Below are 20,063 nucleotides of genomic sequence, written 5' to 3'. Positions count from 1 at the left end.
CAACGATCGAGAGACTGATGGACGAACAATCTTTAAAGCAACAGGCCCTTTACTATCACGAGTTTCCTACCCCGGGGAAAATCAGCGTTACACCAAGCAAACAATTGGTCAACCAACGTGACTTAGCCCTTGCTTACTCGCCTGGCGTAGCTGCACCATGTCTTGAGATTGAACGCGATCCTTCAACTGCTGCATTGTATACCGCACGCGGTAATCTGGTCGCTGTAGTGACCAACGGTACTGCGGTGTTGGGCTTGGGTAATATTGGTCCTCTGGCTTCTAAACCAGTCATGGAAGGCAAAGGCGTATTATTTAAAAAATTCGCCGGTGTTGATGTATTCGATATCGAAATCGCTGAAAATGATCCAGATAAAATTGTAGATATTATCGCATCCTTAGAGCCGACTTTTGGCGGGATTAACCTTGAAGATATCAAGGCGCCAGAATGCTTCTACATCGAGCAAAAACTGCGTGAACGCATGAATATTCCGGTATTCCATGATGATCAGCACGGTACTTCAATTATTGTCGGTTCTGCGTTACTGAATGCCCTGCAAATTAATGGCAAAAAAATTGACGAAATCAAGATTGTGGCATCAGGTGCGGGTGCTGCAGCACTATCTTGCTTAAATCTGCTGTGTGCTTTGGGCGCTAAAAAAGAAAACATCATCGTTGCCGATTCACGTGGTCTGCTGACCACGCATCGTGAAGGTCTGGATGAATCTAAAAAAGCGTATGTACAGGACATTGAAGCCACTCAGCTTGGTGATGTGATCGCGGGTGCAGACATGTTCCTCGGTCTTTCTGCTGCCGGCATCCTGACCAAAGAAATGGTTAAGGTAATGGCCAAAGATCCGATCATTTTCGCACTGGCGAATCCGGATCCAGAAATTCTGCCTGAACATGCACACGAAGTTCGTGATGATGTGATCATGGCCACTGGCCGTTCTGACTATCCAAACCAGGTCAATAACGCACTTTGCTTCCCGTACATCTTCCGTGGGGCATTAGACGTTGGTGCAACCACGATTAACGAAGAAATGAAAATTGCCTGTGTACATGCAATTGCGCGTATGGCACACGTCGAAGCGGATGCTGCAACTTATGGTGAGAAATCGGCATCATTTGGCCGTGAATACCTGATTCCGGGTCCACTAGATCAACGCCTGATTCTTGAAATCGCGCCTGCAGTGGCACAAGCAGCCATGGATTCGGGTGTAGCAACACGTCCAATTAAAGATTTCTCGCATTATCGTCAACGTTTGTCTGAGTTTGTCTATAACTCGGCATTCGTGATGAAACCGATCTTTGAACAGGCAAAATCGAATCCTAAGCGTATTGCCTATGCGGAAGGTGAAGACCTGCGTGTACTTCGCGCCGTTCAAATTGCAGTCGATGATGGTTTGGCGATCCCTATTTTGGTCGGTCGTCCAGCCGTGATTGAAGCCAATATCAAAAAATTGGGTCTACGTCTTGAAGATGGCGTGAATATCACGATTGTTGATCAGGAAAAGAATCCGGATTATGAGTTGTTTGCAGACGATTATTACCAGATCATGCAGCGTAAAGGCGTAACGCCTGAATATGCACAGCGTGAAGCGCGTCGTCGCTCTACCTTAATTGCATCGATGCTGGTCAAACATGGCATGGCAGATGGCATGCTCTGTGGTACTTATTCAAGCTACGACATTCATCTGGACTTCGTCAGCAACATCATTGGCAAAAAAGAAGGTCATAACACTTTCTTTACCCTAAATGCCTTGATGCTTGAAGATCGCAACCTGTTCATTGCCGACACCTATGTCAACACCAATCCAACGGCTGAACAGCTGGCGGAAATGACCATTCTGGCTGCTGAAGAAGTGCGCCGTTTTGGTATGACCCCACGTATTGCCCTGCTTTCTCACTCAAGTTTCGGTTCAGACCAGCATGATGCCAGCGCGCAAAAAATGCGTAAGGTATATGACATCCTGTCTGAAATCGCGCCTGAGCTAGAAGTTGAAGGTGAAATGCACGGTGATGCTGCACTGGATGAAAATATTCGCCAGTTTGCCTTCCCGAACTCACGTTTTAAAGGTTCTGCAAACTTACTGATCATGCCGAATCTGGATGCTGCCAACATTTCGTTTAACTTGTTGAAAGCAACTTCAGGCAACAACGTGACGATTGGCCCAATTCTGTTGGGTGCTGCGAAGCCGGTACATATCTTGACTCCGACTGCGACTACGCGTCGCGTGGTGAACATGACTGCACTTACCGTTGCAGAAATCCAGCAAGCGGAACAAGACGCACTTTAATCCAATGACAAGATAACGACGCATCCGCCTCGTTTCTTAACTTGAGAAAACCTCTATTCTGTAGCATGATGCTTGTAAGAATAGAGGTTTTTTCATGCAAGTTTATTTAGTAGGCGGTGCAGTTCGGGATCATTTGCTCGGACACCCCTATCACGAAAAAGATTATGTGGTCGTTGGTGCAACTCCGGCGCAAATGCTTGACTTAGGCTATCAGCCCGTAGGCAAAGATTTTCCTGTTTTCCTACACCCCAAAACAAAAGAAGAATATGCACTGGCCCGTACCGAACGTAAATCCGGCACCGGTTATCATGGTTTTGACTTTCATACCGATATCAGTGTGACCCTGGAACAGGATTTGATCCGTCGTGACCTGACCATTAATGCCATGGCGATGGATGATGCCGGTCAGATTTATGATCCTTATGGCGGTCAGCAAGATTTGAATAACCGAGTGCTGCGTCATGTTTCCGATGCTTTTGTCGAAGATCCATTACGGGTGCTGCGAATTGCCCGTTTTGCGGCCCGCTATACCAGTGCAGGTTTTGTGATTGCGGATGAAACTTTAGCACTCATGCAGCGCTTGACGGAATCCGGTGAATTGAATGCATTAACACCGGAGCGGGTCTGGAAAGAAACTTCACGTGCCTTAACAGAACGTCATGCTGATGTGTATTTTGAAGTATTGCGTCAATGTGGCGCTTTAAAAGTCTTATTTCCTGAGATAGATGCCTTATATGGTATTCCGCAACGCCCTGAATATCATCCGGAAATTGACTGCGGCATTCACACCATGATGTCCTTGCAGCAGGCGTGTCGTCAAAACTATAGCCTGGATGTACGTTTCGCCGTTTTAGTGCATGATTTGGGCAAAGCATTAACCCCGGTTGAAGAATTACCGCGGCATATCATGCATGAAGAACGTGGCATCAAGCCGGTCAATGATCTGTGTGATCGCTTAAAAGTACCGACCTATACCAAGCAACTGGCGTTGGCAGTATGTAAAGAGCATCTGAAATGTCATCAGGCATTTAATCTCAAACCCGGTACTTTATGGCGATTATTGCAGCGTCTGGACGTTTTACGTCGTCCCGAGCGTGTCGAAGCTTTTGTACAGGCCTGTGAATGTGATTCACGTGGCCGTTTAGGACTGGAAGATCGTGCCTATCCACAAGCACAATATGTACTTGATGCCATGCAGATAGTACGTGCCATTAAAGCACAAGACCTGCCTGCCGATATTCAAGGCCCGGATATTGGCGAAATGCTGATTGAACGGCGTATTCAGGCACTGGGTGAACTTAAAGCCCAACAAACTGTATCTATTGAATAAAGACAAAGCACCCGAGGGTGCTTTTTTATTGCTTCAATCATTTAGTGCAGAGACCCAGCCCTCTAAAGAGCTTAAGGAAAATCAAATCCCGATCAGGAAATATCCGCCGGGAAACTAATCACTTGCTCCAGTTTCATCTGATTGGTCGCGATCATGAGCAAGCGGTCAATTCCCAAGGCAATCCCTGAACATTCCGGCATATTCGGTAAAGCCGCCAGTAAATACTCATCAATAGGCATGACATGCAGCCCAAGTCTGGCCCGCTCTGCATTATCCGTCTCAAAGCGTGAGCGCAAAACTTCAGCATCAATCAGCTCATCATAGGCATTGGCCAATTCTAAACCTTCGATATACAACTCAAAACGTGCAGCGACCAGTTCCCCATCTTCATCGATTCGGGTTTTCGCCAAAGAGGCCATTTCAGGCGGAAAATCGGTCAGGAATACTGCGGTATCAAAACCGAGACTCGGCTCCACCATATGTGAAAATAACAGGTCGATATAGCCGAGCCGATCCTCACCCAAATCCAGATTTAGACCGACACGGCGACAGCAGTCTTTCAGTTCCTGCAAGGTCGCTTGCAATGGATTAATATCCAGACGATCCATAAAGGCATGTTTATAGCTCAAAATGGTTGGACGGATTTCAGCAAAACGTGCTTTAAGCGTCACATTAAGCAGATCGGCTACTTCGAACATCAAATCTTTTAAGCTAAAGCCCGGGCGATACCATTCCAGCATGGTAAATTCGCTATTGTGCTTACGCCCATGTTCATCATCACGGAAGACTTTACAAATCTGGTAAATAGGCCCGCTGCCACTGGCCAATAAACGCTTCATGGCAAATTCAGGTGAGGTCTGTAAATAATGCGTATGTGCTTTAGCCAGTACATGACGCTGTGCCTGTACTGAAGCCAAATGCACATCGGTCACACCGGCTTGAGATAAAATTGGTGTTTCGACTTCTAATACATCCCGCTCAGCAAAAAATTGACGGATTTGTGCATATAAGGTGGCACGTGCACGCATGGCATTCAGGTCACACGTCGGCTGATAAGTGCTATTCATGCTTTTGGCCCACCATGTGCAGCCCATTCACGACGCAGCGGATAGGTTTTTCTTAAATGATCAAAAGCCTGCTGATCCACTTTGCCATCCTTGACACAAGTACGCAGATTTTGATCATCACAGGCAATATCATAAATTTGCGTTAAATATTGCTTTAGCACCATTTTTAAATCCTGATTTTGGAAAAACTGCTCGCAGACCGGAAGCTGGGTTTCGAACTGTTTATGTGCTGCAAAAGCAAAAGTTTGACAGAAAGCGTCATAGATCATTTGAGTACCACGCGCCTTGCCTTCCAGGCTATAACCGGCAATATGCGGCGTCACCAGCGTCAGCAGATCCAGAAGCTCTGCTGAAATAACCGGTTCGTGTTCAAAAACATCTAAAATCACGGTTCGTTGTGTCGCTTTAAGATCCTGGATCAGGGCGGCCTCTTCAATCACTGGCCCACGTGCAGAATTAATCAGAATTGCATCAGGCTGCATTTGCGCCAATGTAGCCGTATTGAATAAATGGTAAGTTGGATAAAGACCCGTTTGAGTTAAAGGGACATGAATCGAAATCGCATCCGCTTGCTGCAACAATTCATTAAATTCAACTTGATCGACCTGCGTTCTTTGAACCAAAGGATCATAGCCAATCACGCGCCAGCCCAAAAGTTTTGCCATATAAGCCAGACGGGTTCCAACATTACCCAAACCGACTATACCCAGGCTAAATGTTGCATTGGCATCTACTAACTCAGGACGTACATGCAGTAATGCGGTAATGACATATTCAGCCACGGCTTGTGCATTACAGCCGGATGCATTGCTCCACTGAATCCCATGCTGTTCCAATACAGCAATATCCAGATGATCTGTACCAATAGTGGCACTGCCTACAAACTTGATCGAACTATTCTGTAGCAGTGCTTCATTGACCTGAGTCACTGAGCGTACCAATAATGCATCTGCATCCTGAACATCCTGTGCCATTAAGTTACGGCCTGGACAATGACGAATGTCTGCAAATTCAGAAAAGAAATAATCGGTAAATGCCAGATTTTCATCTGCGACAATTTTCATAATGAGATCCATATGATGCTTGGGCATATGATAGCGCGTTGATGTCTCTGACTCTATATTTGGCACATGCGTCCATTTTTCAAGTTTTGGGCTATGGACTGGTTATTGATGAATAAAGTATTGAATCATTGCTGCCTAAAAAGAAAAACCCCAATCTTTCGACTGGGGTTTTTAGAATTTGGCGGAAGCGGTGAGATTCGAACTCACGGAGGACTCACACCCTCGTCGGTTTTCAAGACCGGTGCATTAAACCGCTCTGCCACGCTTCCTTGGCCGCCATCATATAAATAAATCGGATTTTTGGCAATAAAATTTAGCAAAACTTTTAGAAAAAGCTGTTTATTCAGTTAAAAATCAGCCGAAACAAAAGCTGAAATGTATTTTTATTTAAAGAAGTTAATACTTAAACGATGCCAAGAGCTATTTAATTCAAGATAAAGCAACGGCATGAATCAGAATTAGCTTGATAATGAATATAAAAATAAAGGCATAAAAAAACCCAGTCAATTGACTGGGTTTTTTGAATTTGGCGGAAGCGGTGAGATTCGAACTCACGGAGGACTCACACCCTCGTCGGTTTTCAAGACCGGTGCATTAAACCGCTCTGCCACGCTTCCATGGCCGACATGATATAAACAAAAATCACGCTTGGCAAATATTTTCATGCTTTCACTGCATCAATTGCACAAAATAAAATCAATTCCATTAATTTGCTGAATTTTCTGGTTTTTCATAACGAATTGAATTGATGAACCAGCGTTTCTTTCCGGAAGGTGTCAGCACTTCAGCCTCATCATCCACCTGCTTGCCCAACAACGCACGTGCCATGGGCGAACTGATCGAGATATGCTGCGGATGATGATCATAAATTTCATCGACTCCGACAATACGTAAATTTTTCTGCTCGCCTTCTTCATTTTCAATCTCGACCCAAGCTCCAAAATAGACCTTGCCTTCCTGCTCTGGAGAAAAATCGATGATTTTTAGCTCTTCAAGACGCTTGCCTAGGTATCTGACCCGGCGGTCAATCTTACGCAAAATTTGCTTGTTATATTGGTAATCGGCATTTTCCGAACGGTCGCCGAGACTCGCTGCCCAGTTCACTTTTCTGGTGATTTCCGGCCGCTCTTCATGCCAGAGATTCTTAAGTTCTGCCACCAATTTATCGTGTCCACCACGGGTGATTAAGTTGGATTTCATACGTCGTGCTGATCAAATTTTCAGTGTATTAACTTACAAACAGCTTATTTTATTTACCATTTCAAAACAATGAAAAAATTCAAAAAAAATTCACATTACATTTCAATATCTTAAAATTATTTTTAATAATAATTTGTGTACAAAATTTGACAATCGTTTTTTAGATCATTAATATGCCACCTACTTCCGGAAATGCTTACTTTTTAATCTATGTAGTTTTTCTACATAATGATGCGTAAATCTCTTGTCATTTTGAATGACGTCATGACTGCCCAACCCTTATTGAATTTATCAAACTGTTAAAATTTCTGGCTATGTTGGCTGTGATTTTTAGGGCATAAATTACTTGTAGCGGAGACAACATGCACAGTAGTTCATCCACTGGGTCGAGGCTTTGCCTACGATCTGTAATTTCTTCTCTCCCTTTGAAAGCACTTGTACTGAGCACTGCATTTATTCCCTTTCATAGTATCAATGCAAGTAAGACCACACTTCAGTTTGATCATGTGGTCAATAGCAATAAGCTGACCGTGGTTGCAGTCGAAAATCCGACCACCGTATTTCAGGATGGACAACATCTGCATGGCTTCGGTTATGACCTGGTGCGCAACTATGCCAACAGTCTGAATGTGAAACTGGATTTTAAAATTGTCCCGAATAATGCCACTGCACTGCAATGGGTTGCTCAGGGCAAAGCCAATCTGGCCATGACCACCACCGATTTAGGTGAAATTGAAAATAAGCGCCTGACTTCATTCTCCGCCACCTGTGGTGATCAGTCTATTTTGGTGAGTAATGGCTTGAATACCAATTTAAATCTGGTATTTAAATCTGCCACAGATCCCTTGAGCCAGACTGCTAGTGCTTTTATCTGTAAAGGCAAACAAAGTGGTGCCATCAAGCAGCTTGCTTCATTTTATAATCAGAATGTGGTGAAAGAGGAATCTTGGACAGCCATTCAACGTGATTTGAGCAACCGGTTACCGATCTATAAAGCAAGCTTTAAACAGACAGCGCAGCAATATGATCTAGATTGGCATTTATTAGCTGCCATTGGTTATCAGGAATCTTATCTGAAACCGAACTCGGTCTCTCCGACAGGTGTCCGCGGTTTGATGATGCTGACCAATAGCACTGCTAAAGCAATGGGCGTGAGCAATCGTACCGATCCAGCCCAAAGCATTCAGGGTGGTGCCAAGTATTATGATCAAATGCTGAGCCGCTATGAGCATATTCCTTATCCGGATCGCAACTGGTTTGCACTGGTCGCTTATAATATGGGCCCAGGTGCAGTGAATCAGTTACAAAAACGCATTCAGTCACAAGGCAAGAATCCAAATAACTGGGTCAACCTCTATGCCTATCTGGATCAGAATAAAGCCAATAACGGCCGCTATCGTCAGGCAGTACAATATGTAACCCGTATTCGTGCTTATTTGGAACACATCAAGACCACACCACAATTGGTGAATATCTAAGGTCTGATGAGCTGGATTTTATTCTATCCGGCGATAAAAAAGCTTACCTCAAAGGTAAGCTTTTTTTGTGCTCATTTCAGCTGATGTTCAGCAAAATTAAGCTGTCGTATTTTCAAGTACTTTCTTGAATAGATCTTTTTGTTCCTGACTCGGTTTGGCAGTTTGAAGTGCCATCAATTGAGACATATCACCCTGTACTTTGATTTTACCGGTCATAAATGCCTGCATGGCTGCGGCCATATCAAACTCCAGAAAAACTTTACGTAACGTTTCGCCGTCCATATTCAAAGTCGTTTTGGCATTTGAAGACAAACCTTTTTTAATTGCTCCACCATCTAAAGATAGTTCAGTATTACCTGTAGTGTCCGCTACAACCAAATTAATCGCCAGGTTCGCCAAAGCTGGTGGCAAGTTTAAATCACCAGCTTGCGCAGTAAGTGTTTCTACAGTTGAAAACCAATCATCAGTTAAAAAAGCAGGCATGATCTTTCCTCAAATTATTTGTTCATTTGTGTCGACTATCCAGACGACATCATGTTGAAGCTATTATGCTCGTGCTTTGTTATATCATGATCATTAGCGCAAAGGCTAACGAATTTTGTACGCGTCGTTCAATTTTTGTAGTTCTATTTTTATTTGTTTTTCATACAGACATCAACCCGAAGGCTGATATCTGTGTGCTGAAATTATTCTGCGGCAAAGCCCAGATTGACCATATTAATCCGGCGTTTCTCGCCTTCCAGCGCTTCTTCAGTCGAACAGCTGTCTTTGAAGTCAAATTCGCGCTGGCTGTCCAGCACTTCAAAGTCAAACAATTCACGATCGACCAGCTGTGATGGCGAGACATTTTGCAATGCACCAAAAATACTGTGCAGACGTTTTGGATGTGCCTTATCCCAATCACGTAACATGTCATTGATAATTGCGCGCTGCAGGTTCGCCTGAGAGCCACATAAATTACATGGAATAATTGGAAATTGACGCATTTCTGCATATTTGATGATGTCTTTTTCTTCCACATAAGCCAGTGGACGAATCAGAATGTTCTTTTTGTCAGAAGACAACAGTTTTGGTGGCATGGCCTTCAAGCTGCCGCCATGGAACAGGTTCAGGAAGAAGGTCGCCAGAATATCATCACGGTGATGCCCCAGCGCAACCTTGGTCGCACCAATTTCCTGGGCAAAGCCATACAAAGAGCCACGGCGTAGACGCGAACAGACGGCGCAATAAGTCTTACCTTCCGGGGTCAACTTTTTGGTGATGCTGTAGGTGTCTTTTTCCAGAATGTAATACGGAATGTTATTTTCTTCTAAATAACGTGGTAATACATCTTCCGGGAAGCCTGGCTGTTTCTGATCCAGATTCACCGCCACGACATCAAAGTTGATCGGTGCGATACGCTTGAACTGCAACATGATATCTAACAGGGTGTAACTGTCTTTACCACCTGAAATACACACCATGACCTTATCGCCTTCTTCAATCATTTTGAAGTCACGAATGGCATGTCCGACCTGGCGACGCAGCTTCTTCAACAAACGATAGTAGGCTGAGCTTGTTGGCAGTTCAGGTTTGAAATTAAATCCTTGTTCGGACTCAACTGGCGAGTACATAGACGAGATTCACCCATAAATAAAAATACCGCGCAATTTTAGCCGATTCAGGCCCGCATCGCATCAAAAGAATTTATTTTCATGCAAATGTCATATTAGTTTCATTTTCATGTTTTATTTAGATTGATATATTGAACGTTTCAGTTCAATTAATCAGCAAGATGCCTAGTTTTTGGACTTTTCCACAGTTGTCCACAAAAGTTGTGGATAACTTTGTGGATTGAAACGCACTTGACAAGTTCTTCGTCTCAAAAGATAAGGCTTTTCTTTAAATTGATCACTTTTTAACCAATTTAATTATTAATAAAAATCAACTAGTTAAACCTGTCAACCCTAAGGTTTTAAATTAAATCATATTTTTTTTTCTAACTCTAAAATGTAAAAAATGGCTTGCACTTACAAACTCGTTTATAAATGCAGCGTACAAGTCTTTTCATTCCGTAATTTTTTGTTAAACTCATCATTAAATTTTTCTCGATTGTGTTTACCTAATATAAACAATGAAAATAAATTTGCGTGTTTTGGGGTGTCAGGGGATCAGTGCTGTGCTATTGGCGAGTTGTTGCCAGTTGGTCTATGCCGGTCAAACCATTTATCAGTTGCGCGATAGCAATGGCAGCACTTTATTAACCAATAAGAAAAGTCGCTATAACCATCTTCAGGTTGAAAAGAAGACCTATTATCCAGACAGTAATATTCATAGTTATAGCAATTGGGGTTCCAGTGAAGCTTCGGTCTTGCCGAGCTATAGTAGAAATAAAAATGCTTATGATTCGATTATTCGCCAGGCAGCGCAAACCTATGGTGTCTCTGAAGGCCTGATCAAAGCCGTGATGCATACCGAGTCCGGTTTTAATGTACAGGCTCGCTCTCCAGTCGGTGCACAAGGCCTGATGCAACTCATGCCGGCGACAGCACGTCGTTTTAATGTCAGCAATGCCTATGACCCGCAGCAGAATATTATGGCCGGGGCCAAATATCTGGCCTGGTTATTGAAACGCTTTAATGGCAATACCACCTTGGCACTGGCAGGTTATAATGCCGGCGAAGGCAATGTGGCCAAATATAAGGGTGTGCCACCTTTTCGTGAAACTCAGGACTATGTCCGCCGTGTCAGCAGCCGTTATCAGAACTTGTACGCACAGGGACTGGGCAGCACCAGTGGTACATATACCGCTTCTTCTGATACTGGTCGTGTCATTGCCAGCTCTGCCAATTATTCAACTGAAACCACGACGGCGTCCAATGTTCAGGCGGCAAAATATCAGCGTCAGATCATTGCACGAGCAGATGGTAGCTTCACTGATGCACCGATGGGTTCTTATGCCACTGCCAATGCGATAGCATCTGCAAAAATATATTTAAGTGAGTAATTTTGAAACAGCTTTTTTTTTAAAGACCTATCTTTCAATATGGACAAAAAACATACTGTCTTTTTGTAGCGAATTGCTATTTTTTTCTTGAAATCTTATCGATTTCACCTCATATTGATTTCAATGATTTACATTCAATAATCAGATTATTTTTCTGTAATAAGAGGATTTCTCAATGATGCGGATTGGTTTGTTCTTGCTAACCAACCTCGCGGTACTGGTTGTAGCTGGCATTATCTTGTCACTCTTCGGTGTCGGTAGTTACCATGGCGCAGGTGGCTTGAATCTAGGCAACCTGCTGGTCATCTGTTTCGTGTTCGGTATGGTTGGCTCAATGATTTCCCTGTTCATGTCTAAATGGATGGCGAAAAAGACCACGGGTACTGAACTGATTGACCCGAATGCACCTCGTAACCAAGCTGAAGCCTGGTTGCTCCATGAAGTTGCACAACTTTCTCAGCGTGCAGGCATTAAAATGCCGGAAGTGGGTATTTTCCCATCTTATCAATCCAATGCCTTTGCCACTGGCTGGAATAAAAACGATGCTTTAGTAGCCGTATCGACTGGTCTGCTTGAGCGTATGAACAAAGACGAGCTTCGTGCAGTATTGGCGCATGAGATTGGTCACGTCGCCAATGGTGATATGGTCACTCTGGCACTGATTCAGGGTGTTGTGAACGCCTTCGTCATGTTCTTCGCACGTGTCGCGGGTGATTTTATTGACCGTAACGTTTTTGGTCGTGAAGAAGGTGAAGCACCGGGTATTGCCTATTTTGTAATTACCATCGTACTGGATATCGTATTCGGTATTCTGGCGTCGTCGATTGTGATGTGGTTCTCCCGTCAGCGTGAGTATCGTGCCGATGAAGCAGGTGCGCGCTTGGCAGGTAAACAGGCTATGATTTCAGCATTATTGCGCTTACAGGCAGAGTCTGAAATGCCAGATGCCATGCCGAAAGAAATGAAAGCATTTGCGATTTCTGCGGGTAAAGAAGAAGGCTTTAGCCTTGCTGCCTTGTTCCAGACGCATCCAAGCATCGAACAACGTGTTGCTGCACTACAACAGCTTGATTGTGCTTAAGTAATACTATTCATTGATTGAAAAAAGCCTGCACTTGCAGGCTTTTTTATTGGATTCAATTATTCATTATTTATATAGGCCTTTATGCGCTAATCCACTGATACAACGCCATCGCACCCCACCCAATCGCAAAAACAAATAGAATCAGGAACAAGGCGCCTAAAATATCCGGGATATGAATCCAGATCCAGGCCACTACAGGATTGCGCCAAAATACAGATTGCTGCTGTTTGCGTTCCAGGCTTTCATGCAAAAAAGGGTGTACCACATGTCGATCACTGTGAATCTGATATTCTTCACGAATATGAACATGCACCACATCAAGCGCCTTGCGACTGGGACGAATAAAAATATCAAAAATGGTGCCTGCCACTGGAATAAATCCAACCACCGCATCCATCACCGCCAGTTTCATGACCGGATTCAGCTTGGCACTCGGCACCCCAATCTGTTTGGCCTTATGAATGGCATAACAGGTCAATACAAAACCGGCGATATCTCCAGCGACCGGAATCGTACTCAGCGCGGCATCTGCCCCTACCCCTTGCTTGGTAAATGGAATACGTACCACTGAATCCATCATGTTGGCAAACTTGGCCAGATCACGTTCCAGACGAATGACCTCTTGTTGACTCAGTTTTGTTTTTTGTCCAGGCTCAGGCATATGTGATTCCAAAAATAGGGCTGACTTTCATCAGCATAAATTATTTTGAGACCAAAGTTGTAGCAATCTGTGAATTAAAACAATAATTTGGAAGCAACAAATAGATAAATAATCACACCGGTGGCATCACAAATAGAGGTCACCAAAGGTGCAGAGGCACTGGCCGGATCCATCTTAAACTTGTTCAGAATAAAAGGCAGACTCATGCCGATCAGGCAGCCCATCAGCACAATGCCGAGCATACTGATCGCCAGAACCACAGCCACCATGATATCCCCTCGGACATAACCCAACACCGAGACAGCCAGTGCCATGGTGCCACCCAGACACAACGCCACCAAGGTTTCCCGGCTGAGCAGGCTAAACCAGTCTCTAAACTCTACATCACCGGTGGCCAAAGCACGCACCATCAAGGTCGCCGACTGCGAGCCGGCATTACCACCACTGCCCACCAGCAATGGCAGAAAAAAAACCAGAACAATATGCGCGGCAATGGTCTCTTCATAATGTGCAATGCCAATGCCGGACAATAGACTGCCAAAGACCAGAATCACCAGCCAAGATACGCGTTTCTGGTACAATGTAAAAATAGGCGCAGTTTTTAAACTTAACTCAGTTAAGGGCTCAACCGCCCCTGACTTTAAAATATCCTCGGTGGTTTCGGCTTCCATGATGTCCATGGCATCATCATAAGTGACAATTCCAAGAATTTTTTTATGCTCATCGACAATCGGCAAAGCCATAAAATCATAATAGGTTAAAGTTTTTGCGACGTCTTCTTGGTCATCCCCAATCTTGGCGTAAATCACATCTCTTTGCATGATCTCGGCAATGCTGGTTTCAGGACTGGCCTGAATCATCTGCCTTAAAGAGACTACCCCGATCAGCTGGTCCTGCTCATCAACAATATAAATCAGATACAGGGTTTCCTGATCTGCGGCCACCACACGCAACATTTGGATAGCGTCATGAATCGACAGATCCTGATGCAAAGAAACAAAACTGGAGCTCATCAGCGCACCAGCAGTCCCTTCAGGATAAATCGCCAGATCTTTTAGGGTTTGCCGACTCGCTTCGGACAATTTTGCCATGAGCTGCTGCTGCAGCTGTGGAGAACATCGTTTATAAACATCGACAAAGTTGTCCGAATCGAGCGCATTTAAAATCGCAATAATCTGTGCGACCGGTAATTGCTCAGCCAGACTGACTTGTTGGCTGAGTGGCATAAACTCGAATACCCGGCTCGGTTCTTTGAGTTCCTGAAAAATCCGGATCTGTTCTTCTAACTTCAAACCTTTTAAAATACTGGCCTGATCGGCGACATTCAGCTCATTTAATAAGCCAATCGCCATAGCATGGTGTTCAGAACGGATCTGTTGTTGAATATGCTGTATTTTTTCTGAAATTTTCGGCATAGGCAGTCCATGGTTATAAGCGCAAAGGCGTGGATTTTAGCATCATCCTCCGAACATTACCCCTGCTCTCAGTGCATCTAAATCATCACAGCCGGATTGAGTCAGGCTATGGATTGTTTTTCTGAGCGCACGATCATGAATCAACCGGTTCTTTTTTAGCCATTAAACTTCGAATCATCACATACATAAAGGGAATAAAAATTAGCACCAGCACGGTTCCGAAAATTACGCCGCCGAATACACTGACACCAATTTCCTGACGGCTTACCGCGCCTGCTCCCGTGGCAAAGACCAAAGGTAAAATTCCGGCGCCAAAAGCCAAGGAAGTCATCAGGATCGGACGCAGACGCAGGGAAGCACCTTCCAATGCTGCCTCCACCACCGATTTTCCCTGTTGCTGTGCCAGCGAAGCAAATTCCACAATCAGAATGGCATTCTTACAGGACAAGCCAATGGTGGTCAGCAAGGCAATCTGGAAATAGATATCATTCGGGAAGCCAGCCAAATAACTGAAAATAATATTGCCGCCAATACCAAGAGGAATTGCTGACATTACCGCCGTTGGAATACTCCAGCTTTCATACAATGCGGCCAGACACAGGAAAATAAAACCTATCGAAATCAGATACAGCCAGATGGCCTGATTATTGGACTGTTTTTCTTCAAAGGATAAACCGCTCCAGACCACATCTACACCGTCCTGTTCAGCAATCAGCGCCTCTACATCCTGCATGGCCTGACCGGAGCTGCTGCCTTGAGCCCGATCTGCTTCCATCTGTAGTGCGGTATAGCCCATGAAACGGTTGACCACTTCCGGACCACCACTCCAGTCCACTTGCGAGAAGTTACTAAAAGGCACCATTTGATTCTGGTCATTGCGGACATGCCATTGTGCCAGATCTTCCGGCTTGGAACGAAATTCGGCATCGCCCTGCATGATCACCCGTTTAATCCGGCCGCGATCAATAAAGTCATTGATATAACTGCCACCCCAAGCGCTAGATAAGGTGCTGTTAATTGCCGTTTGGGTCAGACCATTGGCCATGGCCTGTTTTTGGTCAATATTGACGCGTAGTTCGGCTTTTTCAGGATTAGAACGTTTACCCAGATTTTCAAAGCTTGCATAATTGCCAGCCTGAGCTTCCAGTGCCTGAAATTGCTGTTCCAGATACTGCCGGCCATTACCATTGATATCCCGAATCCAGAAATCCAGACCATCGGTTTGTCCCAGACCATTGACTGACGCGGGCATGGATACGTTGATTTGTGCATTAGGGTTACTTTGAAAATGCTTCAAAGCCCGTTCACGAATCGCGGGTGCGGTATTGTCCTGACCGGAACGTTCATTCCAGTGTTTTAATGCCACAAAACCGGTGGCCAGATTCTGGCCAGTTCCCGAGAAATTGCGGCCATAACGAATCATCACCAGACTGACATTGGCCTGTTCCTGATCCAGAAAATATTTACGAACCTCTTCTCCGACCTGAATGGTATTTTTCATCGGAGCACCTTCCTGCACTTTGATTTGCAGGCTTAAAATCCCCTGATCTTCACTCGGCAAAAAACTGGTTGGCAAAGCACGGTAAAACAGTGCAAAGACACAGATCAAGCCGGCAAAAAGCAGTAAACAAATGACCTGATGCTGAATCGTGACTTTGGAAAGATGCAGATAACGATGCTTTAAATGATCCAGCTTCTGGTTAAACCATGCCGCCCATTTTGCCGGTTTCGGATTCGGTTTCAGAATGAGCGCACACAGTGCTGGGGTTAGAATCAAGGCCACCAATAAGGATAAGGACATGGCCGCAACCAAAGTGATGGAGAACTGTCGGTAGATCACCCCGGTAGAACCGCCAAAGAACGCCATCGGAATAAAGACTGCGGTTAGAACTAAGGTAATTCCGACCAATGCCCCACTAATTTCCTGCATGGACTCTAACGCCGCCTCTTTGGCAGACAAATGCTGTTCATGCATCAGCCGTTCCACGTTTTCTACCACCACAATCGCATCATCAACCAATAGTCCAATAGCCAGAACCAAAGCGAATAAGGTTAAGGTATTGATACTCATGCCCAGTGCATAAAGCACCGCCATGGTTCCCAAAATCACCACCGGCACCGTTACGGTAGGAATCAAGGTGGCACGCCAGTTCTGCAAGAAAATGAACATCACCATGATAACCAGAATGATCGCTTCGATCAGGGTTTTGACCACCTCTTTAATCGACTCTTGTACAAAGGGCGTATTGTCTCGTGGATAGGCAATTTTATAGCCTTCGGGCAACTGCTGGGAAATACGGGCAACTTCAGCTTTAATCAAGTTTGAGGTGGCAATGGCATTGGCGCCTGAGGCCAGAGAAATCCCAAGACCTGCCGAAGGATAACCATTGTTGGTGCTATAAGACTGATAACTTTCAGCACCGAGTTCGACCCGCGCAATATCTTTTAAATAAATAAAACTACCGGCACGATCCGATTTGACAATAATATTCTGGAATTCTTCAACGGTTTTTAGACGGGAACCCGAGGTGACTTTAGCATTCAGGTATTGTTCATCCACTGCCGGCAAATCCCCAATCGCGCCCGCAGCCACCTGAGTATTCTGAGCTTCAATGGCGGCACGAACATCGCTTGGCATCAGCTTATACTGTTTGAGTTTTCCTGGATCCAGCCAGATCCGCATCGCATATTGAGAACCAAAAACATCAACTTCACCAATGCCTTCAATCCGGGAAATGTCCTGCTCCAGATGTGTCATCAAGTAATCAGAAAGCTCAATATTGTTACTGCGACCGGACTCATCATACAGGCTGATCACCATATGGGTATCGCCGAGAGATTTAAACACGTTAACGCCCTGGCGTTGGACATCTTCCGGTAAACGGTTCAATACCCCATTAATCGCATTTTGTACCTGAACCTGTGCTGTATCGGGGTCGGTACCATTTTCAAAGCTGATGCTGACCCGGCTGCGCCCTGAAGAATCACTACTCGAACTAAAATACAGTAAATGGTCAATCCCTTTAATCTGCTGCTCCAGCACCTGGGTCACGCTTTCTTCCACAGTTTCCGCAGAAGCGCCACTATAGGTTGCTGCCACCGTTATCCGTGGCGGGGCAATGTCCGGATAACGTTCCACTGGCAGGTTCATCACTGCGAACAGGCCAATCGCCATCACGACAATCGCCAATACCCCAGCAAAGATCGGGCGGTGGATAAAAAATTTAGACAGCATAAGTCCGAGTCACTTTTTAATTAAAGAGGGATGAATTTAGACCAAATACGAGCAAGCTATATCTAAATATTCAGTGACATAGCAGTAGAATGCAAGAATTAAACACATAATAACTGTGATAAAAACCAATCATGGAGAAATTATGGATGATCTCACTTGAATACTTTCTTGAGGTTGCCATTTCCTATTTATTAATAGCATTTTTCCAAATAAAAAACCCTGCAGATGCAGGGTTTTTTGGTGAATCAATTCAGCAGATTAAGCACTGAACTGGTTCATTGTGTTTTTAGCGTCATCACCAGCTTTCAATGCATTGTCACCAGCGAAGATTTCTTTGTGGTCATCACCGATGTCAGAACCAGCCATTGCCTGGTGTTTAACACATGCGATACCGCCGCGGATTTCTTTACGTTGTACGCCAGCAACATAAGCCAACATGCCTTCAGAACCGAAGTAACCTTGAGCAAGTTCATGCGTAGAAAGTGCAGCTGTGTGGTAAGTCGGAAGTGTGATCAAGTGATGGAACACACCCGCTTCACGCGCAGCATCTGCTTGGAAGGTACGAACTTTTTCGTCAGCTTCAGCAGCCAGTTCAGTTGCATCGTACTCAGCGCTCATTAACTTAGCACGGTCGTAAGCAGAAACGTCTTTACCTTCAGCAACCCAACGGTCATACGCTTGTTGACGGAAGTTAAGCGTCCAGTTGAATGAAGGTGAGTTGTTGTATACAAGTTTCGCATTTGGAACTGTTTCTTTCACACGGTTTACCATGTGAGCGATTTCAGCAACGTTTGGTGTCGCAGTTTCGATCCAAAGAAGATCCGCACCATTTTGCAAGCTGGTTACACAGTCAAGTACAACGCGGTCAATTTGCGTGCCTTCACGGAACTGGTACAAGCCAGAAGCAAGACGTTTAGGACGGTGAAGTTTGCCATCACGTTTGATCAGGATTTCATCTTCTTGTGCATCAGCGATATCAATTTCAGATGTTTCCAAGTAGCTGATATATTGAGAAGCGATGTCGCCTGGCTCTTTAACCACTGGGATTTTTTGAGTCAGGTCAGCACCTTCAGAGTCAGTACGTGCAACGATGATACCGTCGTCAAGACCCATTTCAAGGAATGCATAGCGAAGTGCGTGGATTTTCGCGATGAAGTCTTCGTGTGGCACAGTTACTTTACCAGCTTGGTGACCACATTGTTTCGCGTCAGACACCTGGTTTTCGATTTGTAGTGCACATGCACCCGCTTCGATCATTTTCTTAGCTAAAAGATAAGTCGCTTCTTCGTTACCGAAACCCGCATCAATGTCCGCAATAATTGGCACAACGTGAGTTTGGAAGTTGTCGATTTGTGAAGTCAATTCAGCTGCTTTAGCAGTATCGCCTGCTTCTTGTGCTTTTTTAAGTGCACGGAACAAGTCGTTCAATTCTTTCGCGTCAGCTTGACGTAAGAATGTGTAGATTTCTTCGATCAATGCAGGAACAGAAGTTTTTTCGTGCATAGATTGGTCAGGAAGTGGACCAAATTCTGAACGAAGTGCTGCAACCATCCAACCAGAAAGGTAAATGTAGCGACGTTCAGTCGTACCGAAGTATTTTTTGTTGGCAATCATTTTTTGTTGTGCGATGAAACCATGCCAGCAACCTAATGATTGAGTGTATTTGCTAGAGTCTGCATCATAAGCAGCCATATCACGACGCATAATTGCCGCGGTATATTTCGCAATGTCTAAACCAGTTTTGAAACGGTTTTGGATTTGCATACGCGCAGCATCTTCAGGACTGATGTCTGCCCAAGTGTTACCGAATTTCGCTTTCAATTCGCGGATTGCATCAATCGCTGTTTGGTATGTAGTCATGATATTTTCCTGTAATAATATTAGGATTTTTCTGCAACGAACCGTTCAAATCACACCCTCAGTAACTTGTTTAGATTTTCGCCGGTCCGTTGGGATAGCTAAAGATTAGTGGGCTTATGAAAATTAATCCAATAGTCTGCAAGAATCTTCAGTATTTATTTAAAAAATGAGTAGATGAAAGTCTTAGTATAATCCTGTGATTTTAAAATAAGATATTGTTTTATTTTATATTTTACTAAAATAAAACTGATCGTTTTTCACTCATACTGCTTAAAAATACTTCATTAGACTTAAGTCTGGGCTTGGCTCAAATCCACTTTTATTAAAAAATAATCATGATTTTGAATTATTTCTTAGGCTGAAGCATTTATCAAGATAGCATACTT

General features: G+C 44.4%; 14 protein-coding genes and 2 tRNA genes. 5 read left to right on the top strand and 11 right to left on the bottom strand.

Going from position 1 to position 20,063, the window contains the following annotated elements; translation table 11 throughout:
• The first annotated feature begins 17 nt into the window (after positions 1 to 17).
• The gene (locus FTV29_RS06885) at positions 18 to 2,297 is read left to right on the top strand and encodes an NADP-dependent malic enzyme (protein WP_005097682.1); all 2,280 of its coding nucleotides are present in this window, start codon (positions 18 to 20) and stop codon (positions 2,295 to 2,297) included.
• A 94-nt stretch (positions 2,298 to 2,391) separates the two neighbouring features.
• Complete coding sequence (locus FTV29_RS06880) at positions 2,392 to 3,627, top strand: multifunctional CCA addition/repair protein (RefSeq protein WP_074383390.1); 1,236 nt, start codon at positions 2,392 to 2,394, stop codon at positions 3,625 to 3,627.
• A gap of 92 nt (positions 3,628 to 3,719) precedes the next feature.
• Here FTV29_RS06880 and epmA read toward each other — a convergent pair whose 3' ends face one another.
• The 5 genes from epmA to greB form a co-directional block, all read right to left on the bottom strand.
• Positions 3,720 to 4,694, bottom strand: coding sequence for an EF-P lysine aminoacylase EpmA (epmA, locus tag FTV29_RS06875; RefSeq protein WP_180075259.1), 975 nt, complete (start codon positions 4,692 to 4,694; stop codon positions 3,720 to 3,722).
• Entirely contained in the window at positions 4,691 to 5,758 is a 1,068-nt protein-coding gene (locus FTV29_RS06870) for a 4-phosphoerythronate dehydrogenase (RefSeq protein WP_180075258.1), read from the bottom strand. The genes epmA and FTV29_RS06870 overlap by 4 nt, the downstream gene beginning before the upstream one ends.
• Before the next feature lie 179 nt (positions 5,759 to 5,937).
• Positions 5,938 to 6,027 (bottom strand) — tRNA-Ser (locus FTV29_RS06865).
• Positions 6,028 to 6,285: 258 nt separating this feature from the next.
• A tRNA-Ser gene (locus FTV29_RS06860) sits at positions 6,286 to 6,375 on the bottom strand.
• Between the two features lie 88 nt (positions 6,376 to 6,463).
• Positions 6,464 to 6,958 carry a transcription elongation factor GreB gene (gene greB, locus FTV29_RS06855; RefSeq protein WP_005097688.1) on the bottom strand — a complete coding sequence of 165 codons (495 nt, stop codon included), beginning with the start codon at positions 6,956 to 6,958 and terminating at the stop codon, positions 6,464 to 6,466.
• A 362-nt stretch (positions 6,959 to 7,320) separates the two neighbouring features.
• Here greB and FTV29_RS06850 point away from each other — a divergent pair, with 362 nt between their 5' ends.
• Positions 7,321 to 8,436, top strand: a complete 1,116-nt coding sequence (locus FTV29_RS06850) for a transglycosylase SLT domain-containing protein (RefSeq protein ID WP_005097690.1) — start codon at positions 7,321 to 7,323, stop codon at positions 8,434 to 8,436.
• Positions 8,437 to 8,532: 96 nt separating this feature from the next.
• Here the strand turns inward: FTV29_RS06850 and FTV29_RS06845 are convergent, their stop codons facing one another.
• Together FTV29_RS06845 and ttcA are read right to left on the bottom strand one after the other, a co-directional pair.
• A complete protein-coding gene (locus FTV29_RS06845) occupies positions 8,533 to 8,919 on the bottom strand; it encodes an SCP2 sterol-binding domain-containing protein (protein ID WP_004280536.1) in 387 nt (128 codons plus the stop codon).
• A 203-nt stretch (positions 8,920 to 9,122) separates the two neighbouring features.
• Entirely contained in the window at positions 9,123 to 10,049 is a 927-nt protein-coding gene (gene ttcA / locus FTV29_RS06840; RefSeq protein ID WP_005097691.1) for a tRNA 2-thiocytidine(32) synthetase TtcA, read from the bottom strand.
• A gap of 500 nt (positions 10,050 to 10,549) precedes the next feature.
• On the opposite strand from ttcA, the gene FTV29_RS06835 reads away from it, so the two are divergent.
• Both FTV29_RS06835 and htpX read left to right on the top strand, forming a co-directional pair.
• Positions 10,550 to 11,422 (top strand): lytic transglycosylase domain-containing protein, encoded by an 873-nt coding sequence (locus FTV29_RS06835; RefSeq protein ID WP_180075257.1) that lies wholly within the window; start codon positions 10,550 to 10,552, stop codon positions 11,420 to 11,422.
• Between the two features lie 175 nt (positions 11,423 to 11,597).
• Positions 11,598 to 12,503: a protease HtpX gene (gene htpX, locus FTV29_RS06830; RefSeq protein WP_005097694.1), complete on the top strand. Its 906-nt coding sequence runs from the start codon at positions 11,598 to 11,600 to the stop codon at positions 12,501 to 12,503.
• An 82-nt stretch (positions 12,504 to 12,585) separates the two neighbouring features.
• Here the strand turns inward: htpX and FTV29_RS06825 are convergent, their stop codons facing one another.
• From FTV29_RS06825 to FTV29_RS06810, 4 genes are all read right to left on the bottom strand, one after another.
• A complete protein-coding gene (locus FTV29_RS06825; protein ID WP_005169896.1) occupies positions 12,586 to 13,167 on the bottom strand; it encodes a DUF4112 domain-containing protein in 582 nt (193 codons plus the stop codon).
• Positions 13,168 to 13,241: 74 nt separating this feature from the next.
• Positions 13,242 to 14,582: a magnesium transporter gene (gene mgtE, locus FTV29_RS06820; RefSeq protein ID WP_100357860.1), complete on the bottom strand. Its 1,341-nt coding sequence runs from the start codon at positions 14,580 to 14,582 to the stop codon at positions 13,242 to 13,244.
• A 133-nt stretch (positions 14,583 to 14,715) separates the two neighbouring features.
• The gene (locus FTV29_RS06815; RefSeq protein ID WP_100534864.1) at positions 14,716 to 17,817 is read right to left on the bottom strand and encodes a multidrug efflux RND transporter permease subunit; all 3,102 of its coding nucleotides are present in this window, start codon (positions 17,815 to 17,817) and stop codon (positions 14,716 to 14,718) included.
• 258 nt (positions 17,818 to 18,075) lie between these two features.
• Positions 18,076 to 19,677: an isocitrate lyase gene (locus FTV29_RS06810; protein ID WP_005169883.1), complete on the bottom strand. Its 1,602-nt coding sequence runs from the start codon at positions 19,675 to 19,677 to the stop codon at positions 18,076 to 18,078.
• Positions 19,678 to 20,063 lie beyond the last annotated feature (386 nt).

Source organism: Acinetobacter sp. YH12254 (genome assembly GCF_013417415.1).
Classification (GTDB): Bacteria; Pseudomonadota; Gammaproteobacteria; order Pseudomonadales; family Moraxellaceae; genus Acinetobacter; species Acinetobacter pseudolwoffii.
The sequence above is the reverse complement of the archived record's forward strand: the minus strand, read 5'-3'. Positions and strand labels throughout refer to the sequence as shown.

Coding starts and splice junctions, on each gene's coding strand:
- ttcA (WP_005097691.1), bottom strand. CDS start 10,049: ATGTACTCGCCAGTTGAGTCCGAACAAGGATTTAATTTCAAACCTGAA.
- FTV29_RS06845 (WP_004280536.1), bottom strand. CDS start 8,919: ATGCCTGCTTTTTTAACTGATGATTGGTTTTCAACTGTAGAAACACTT.
- greB (WP_005097688.1), bottom strand. CDS start 6,958: ATGAAATCCAACTTAATCACCCGTGGTGGACACGATAAATTGGTGGCA.
- FTV29_RS06815 (WP_100534864.1), bottom strand. CDS start 17,817: ATGCTGTCTAAATTTTTTATCCACCGCCCGATCTTTGCTGGGGTATTG.
- FTV29_RS06850 (WP_005097690.1), top strand. CDS start 7,321: ATGCACAGTAGTTCATCCACTGGGTCGAGGCTTTGCCTACGATCTGTA.
- FTV29_RS06810 (WP_005169883.1), bottom strand. CDS start 19,677: ATGACTACATACCAAACAGCGATTGATGCAATCCGCGAATTGAAAGCG.
- FTV29_RS06835 (WP_180075257.1), top strand. CDS start 10,550: ATGAAAATAAATTTGCGTGTTTTGGGGTGTCAGGGGATCAGTGCTGTG.
- FTV29_RS06880 (WP_074383390.1), top strand. CDS start 2,392: ATGCAAGTTTATTTAGTAGGCGGTGCAGTTCGGGATCATTTGCTCGGA.
- mgtE (WP_100357860.1), bottom strand. CDS start 14,582: ATGCCGAAAATTTCAGAAAAAATACAGCATATTCAACAACAGATCCGT.
- FTV29_RS06870 (WP_180075258.1), bottom strand. CDS start 5,758: ATGAAAATTGTCGCAGATGAAAATCTGGCATTTACCGATTATTTCTTT.
- epmA (WP_180075259.1), bottom strand. CDS start 4,694: ATGAATAGCACTTATCAGCCGACGTGTGACCTGAATGCCATGCGTGCA.
- FTV29_RS06885 (WP_005097682.1), top strand. CDS start 18: ATGGACGAACAATCTTTAAAGCAACAGGCCCTTTACTATCACGAGTTT.
- FTV29_RS06825 (WP_005169896.1), bottom strand. CDS start 13,167: ATGCCTGAGCCTGGACAAAAAACAAAACTGAGTCAACAAGAGGTCATT.
- htpX (WP_005097694.1), top strand. CDS start 11,598: ATGATGCGGATTGGTTTGTTCTTGCTAACCAACCTCGCGGTACTGGTT.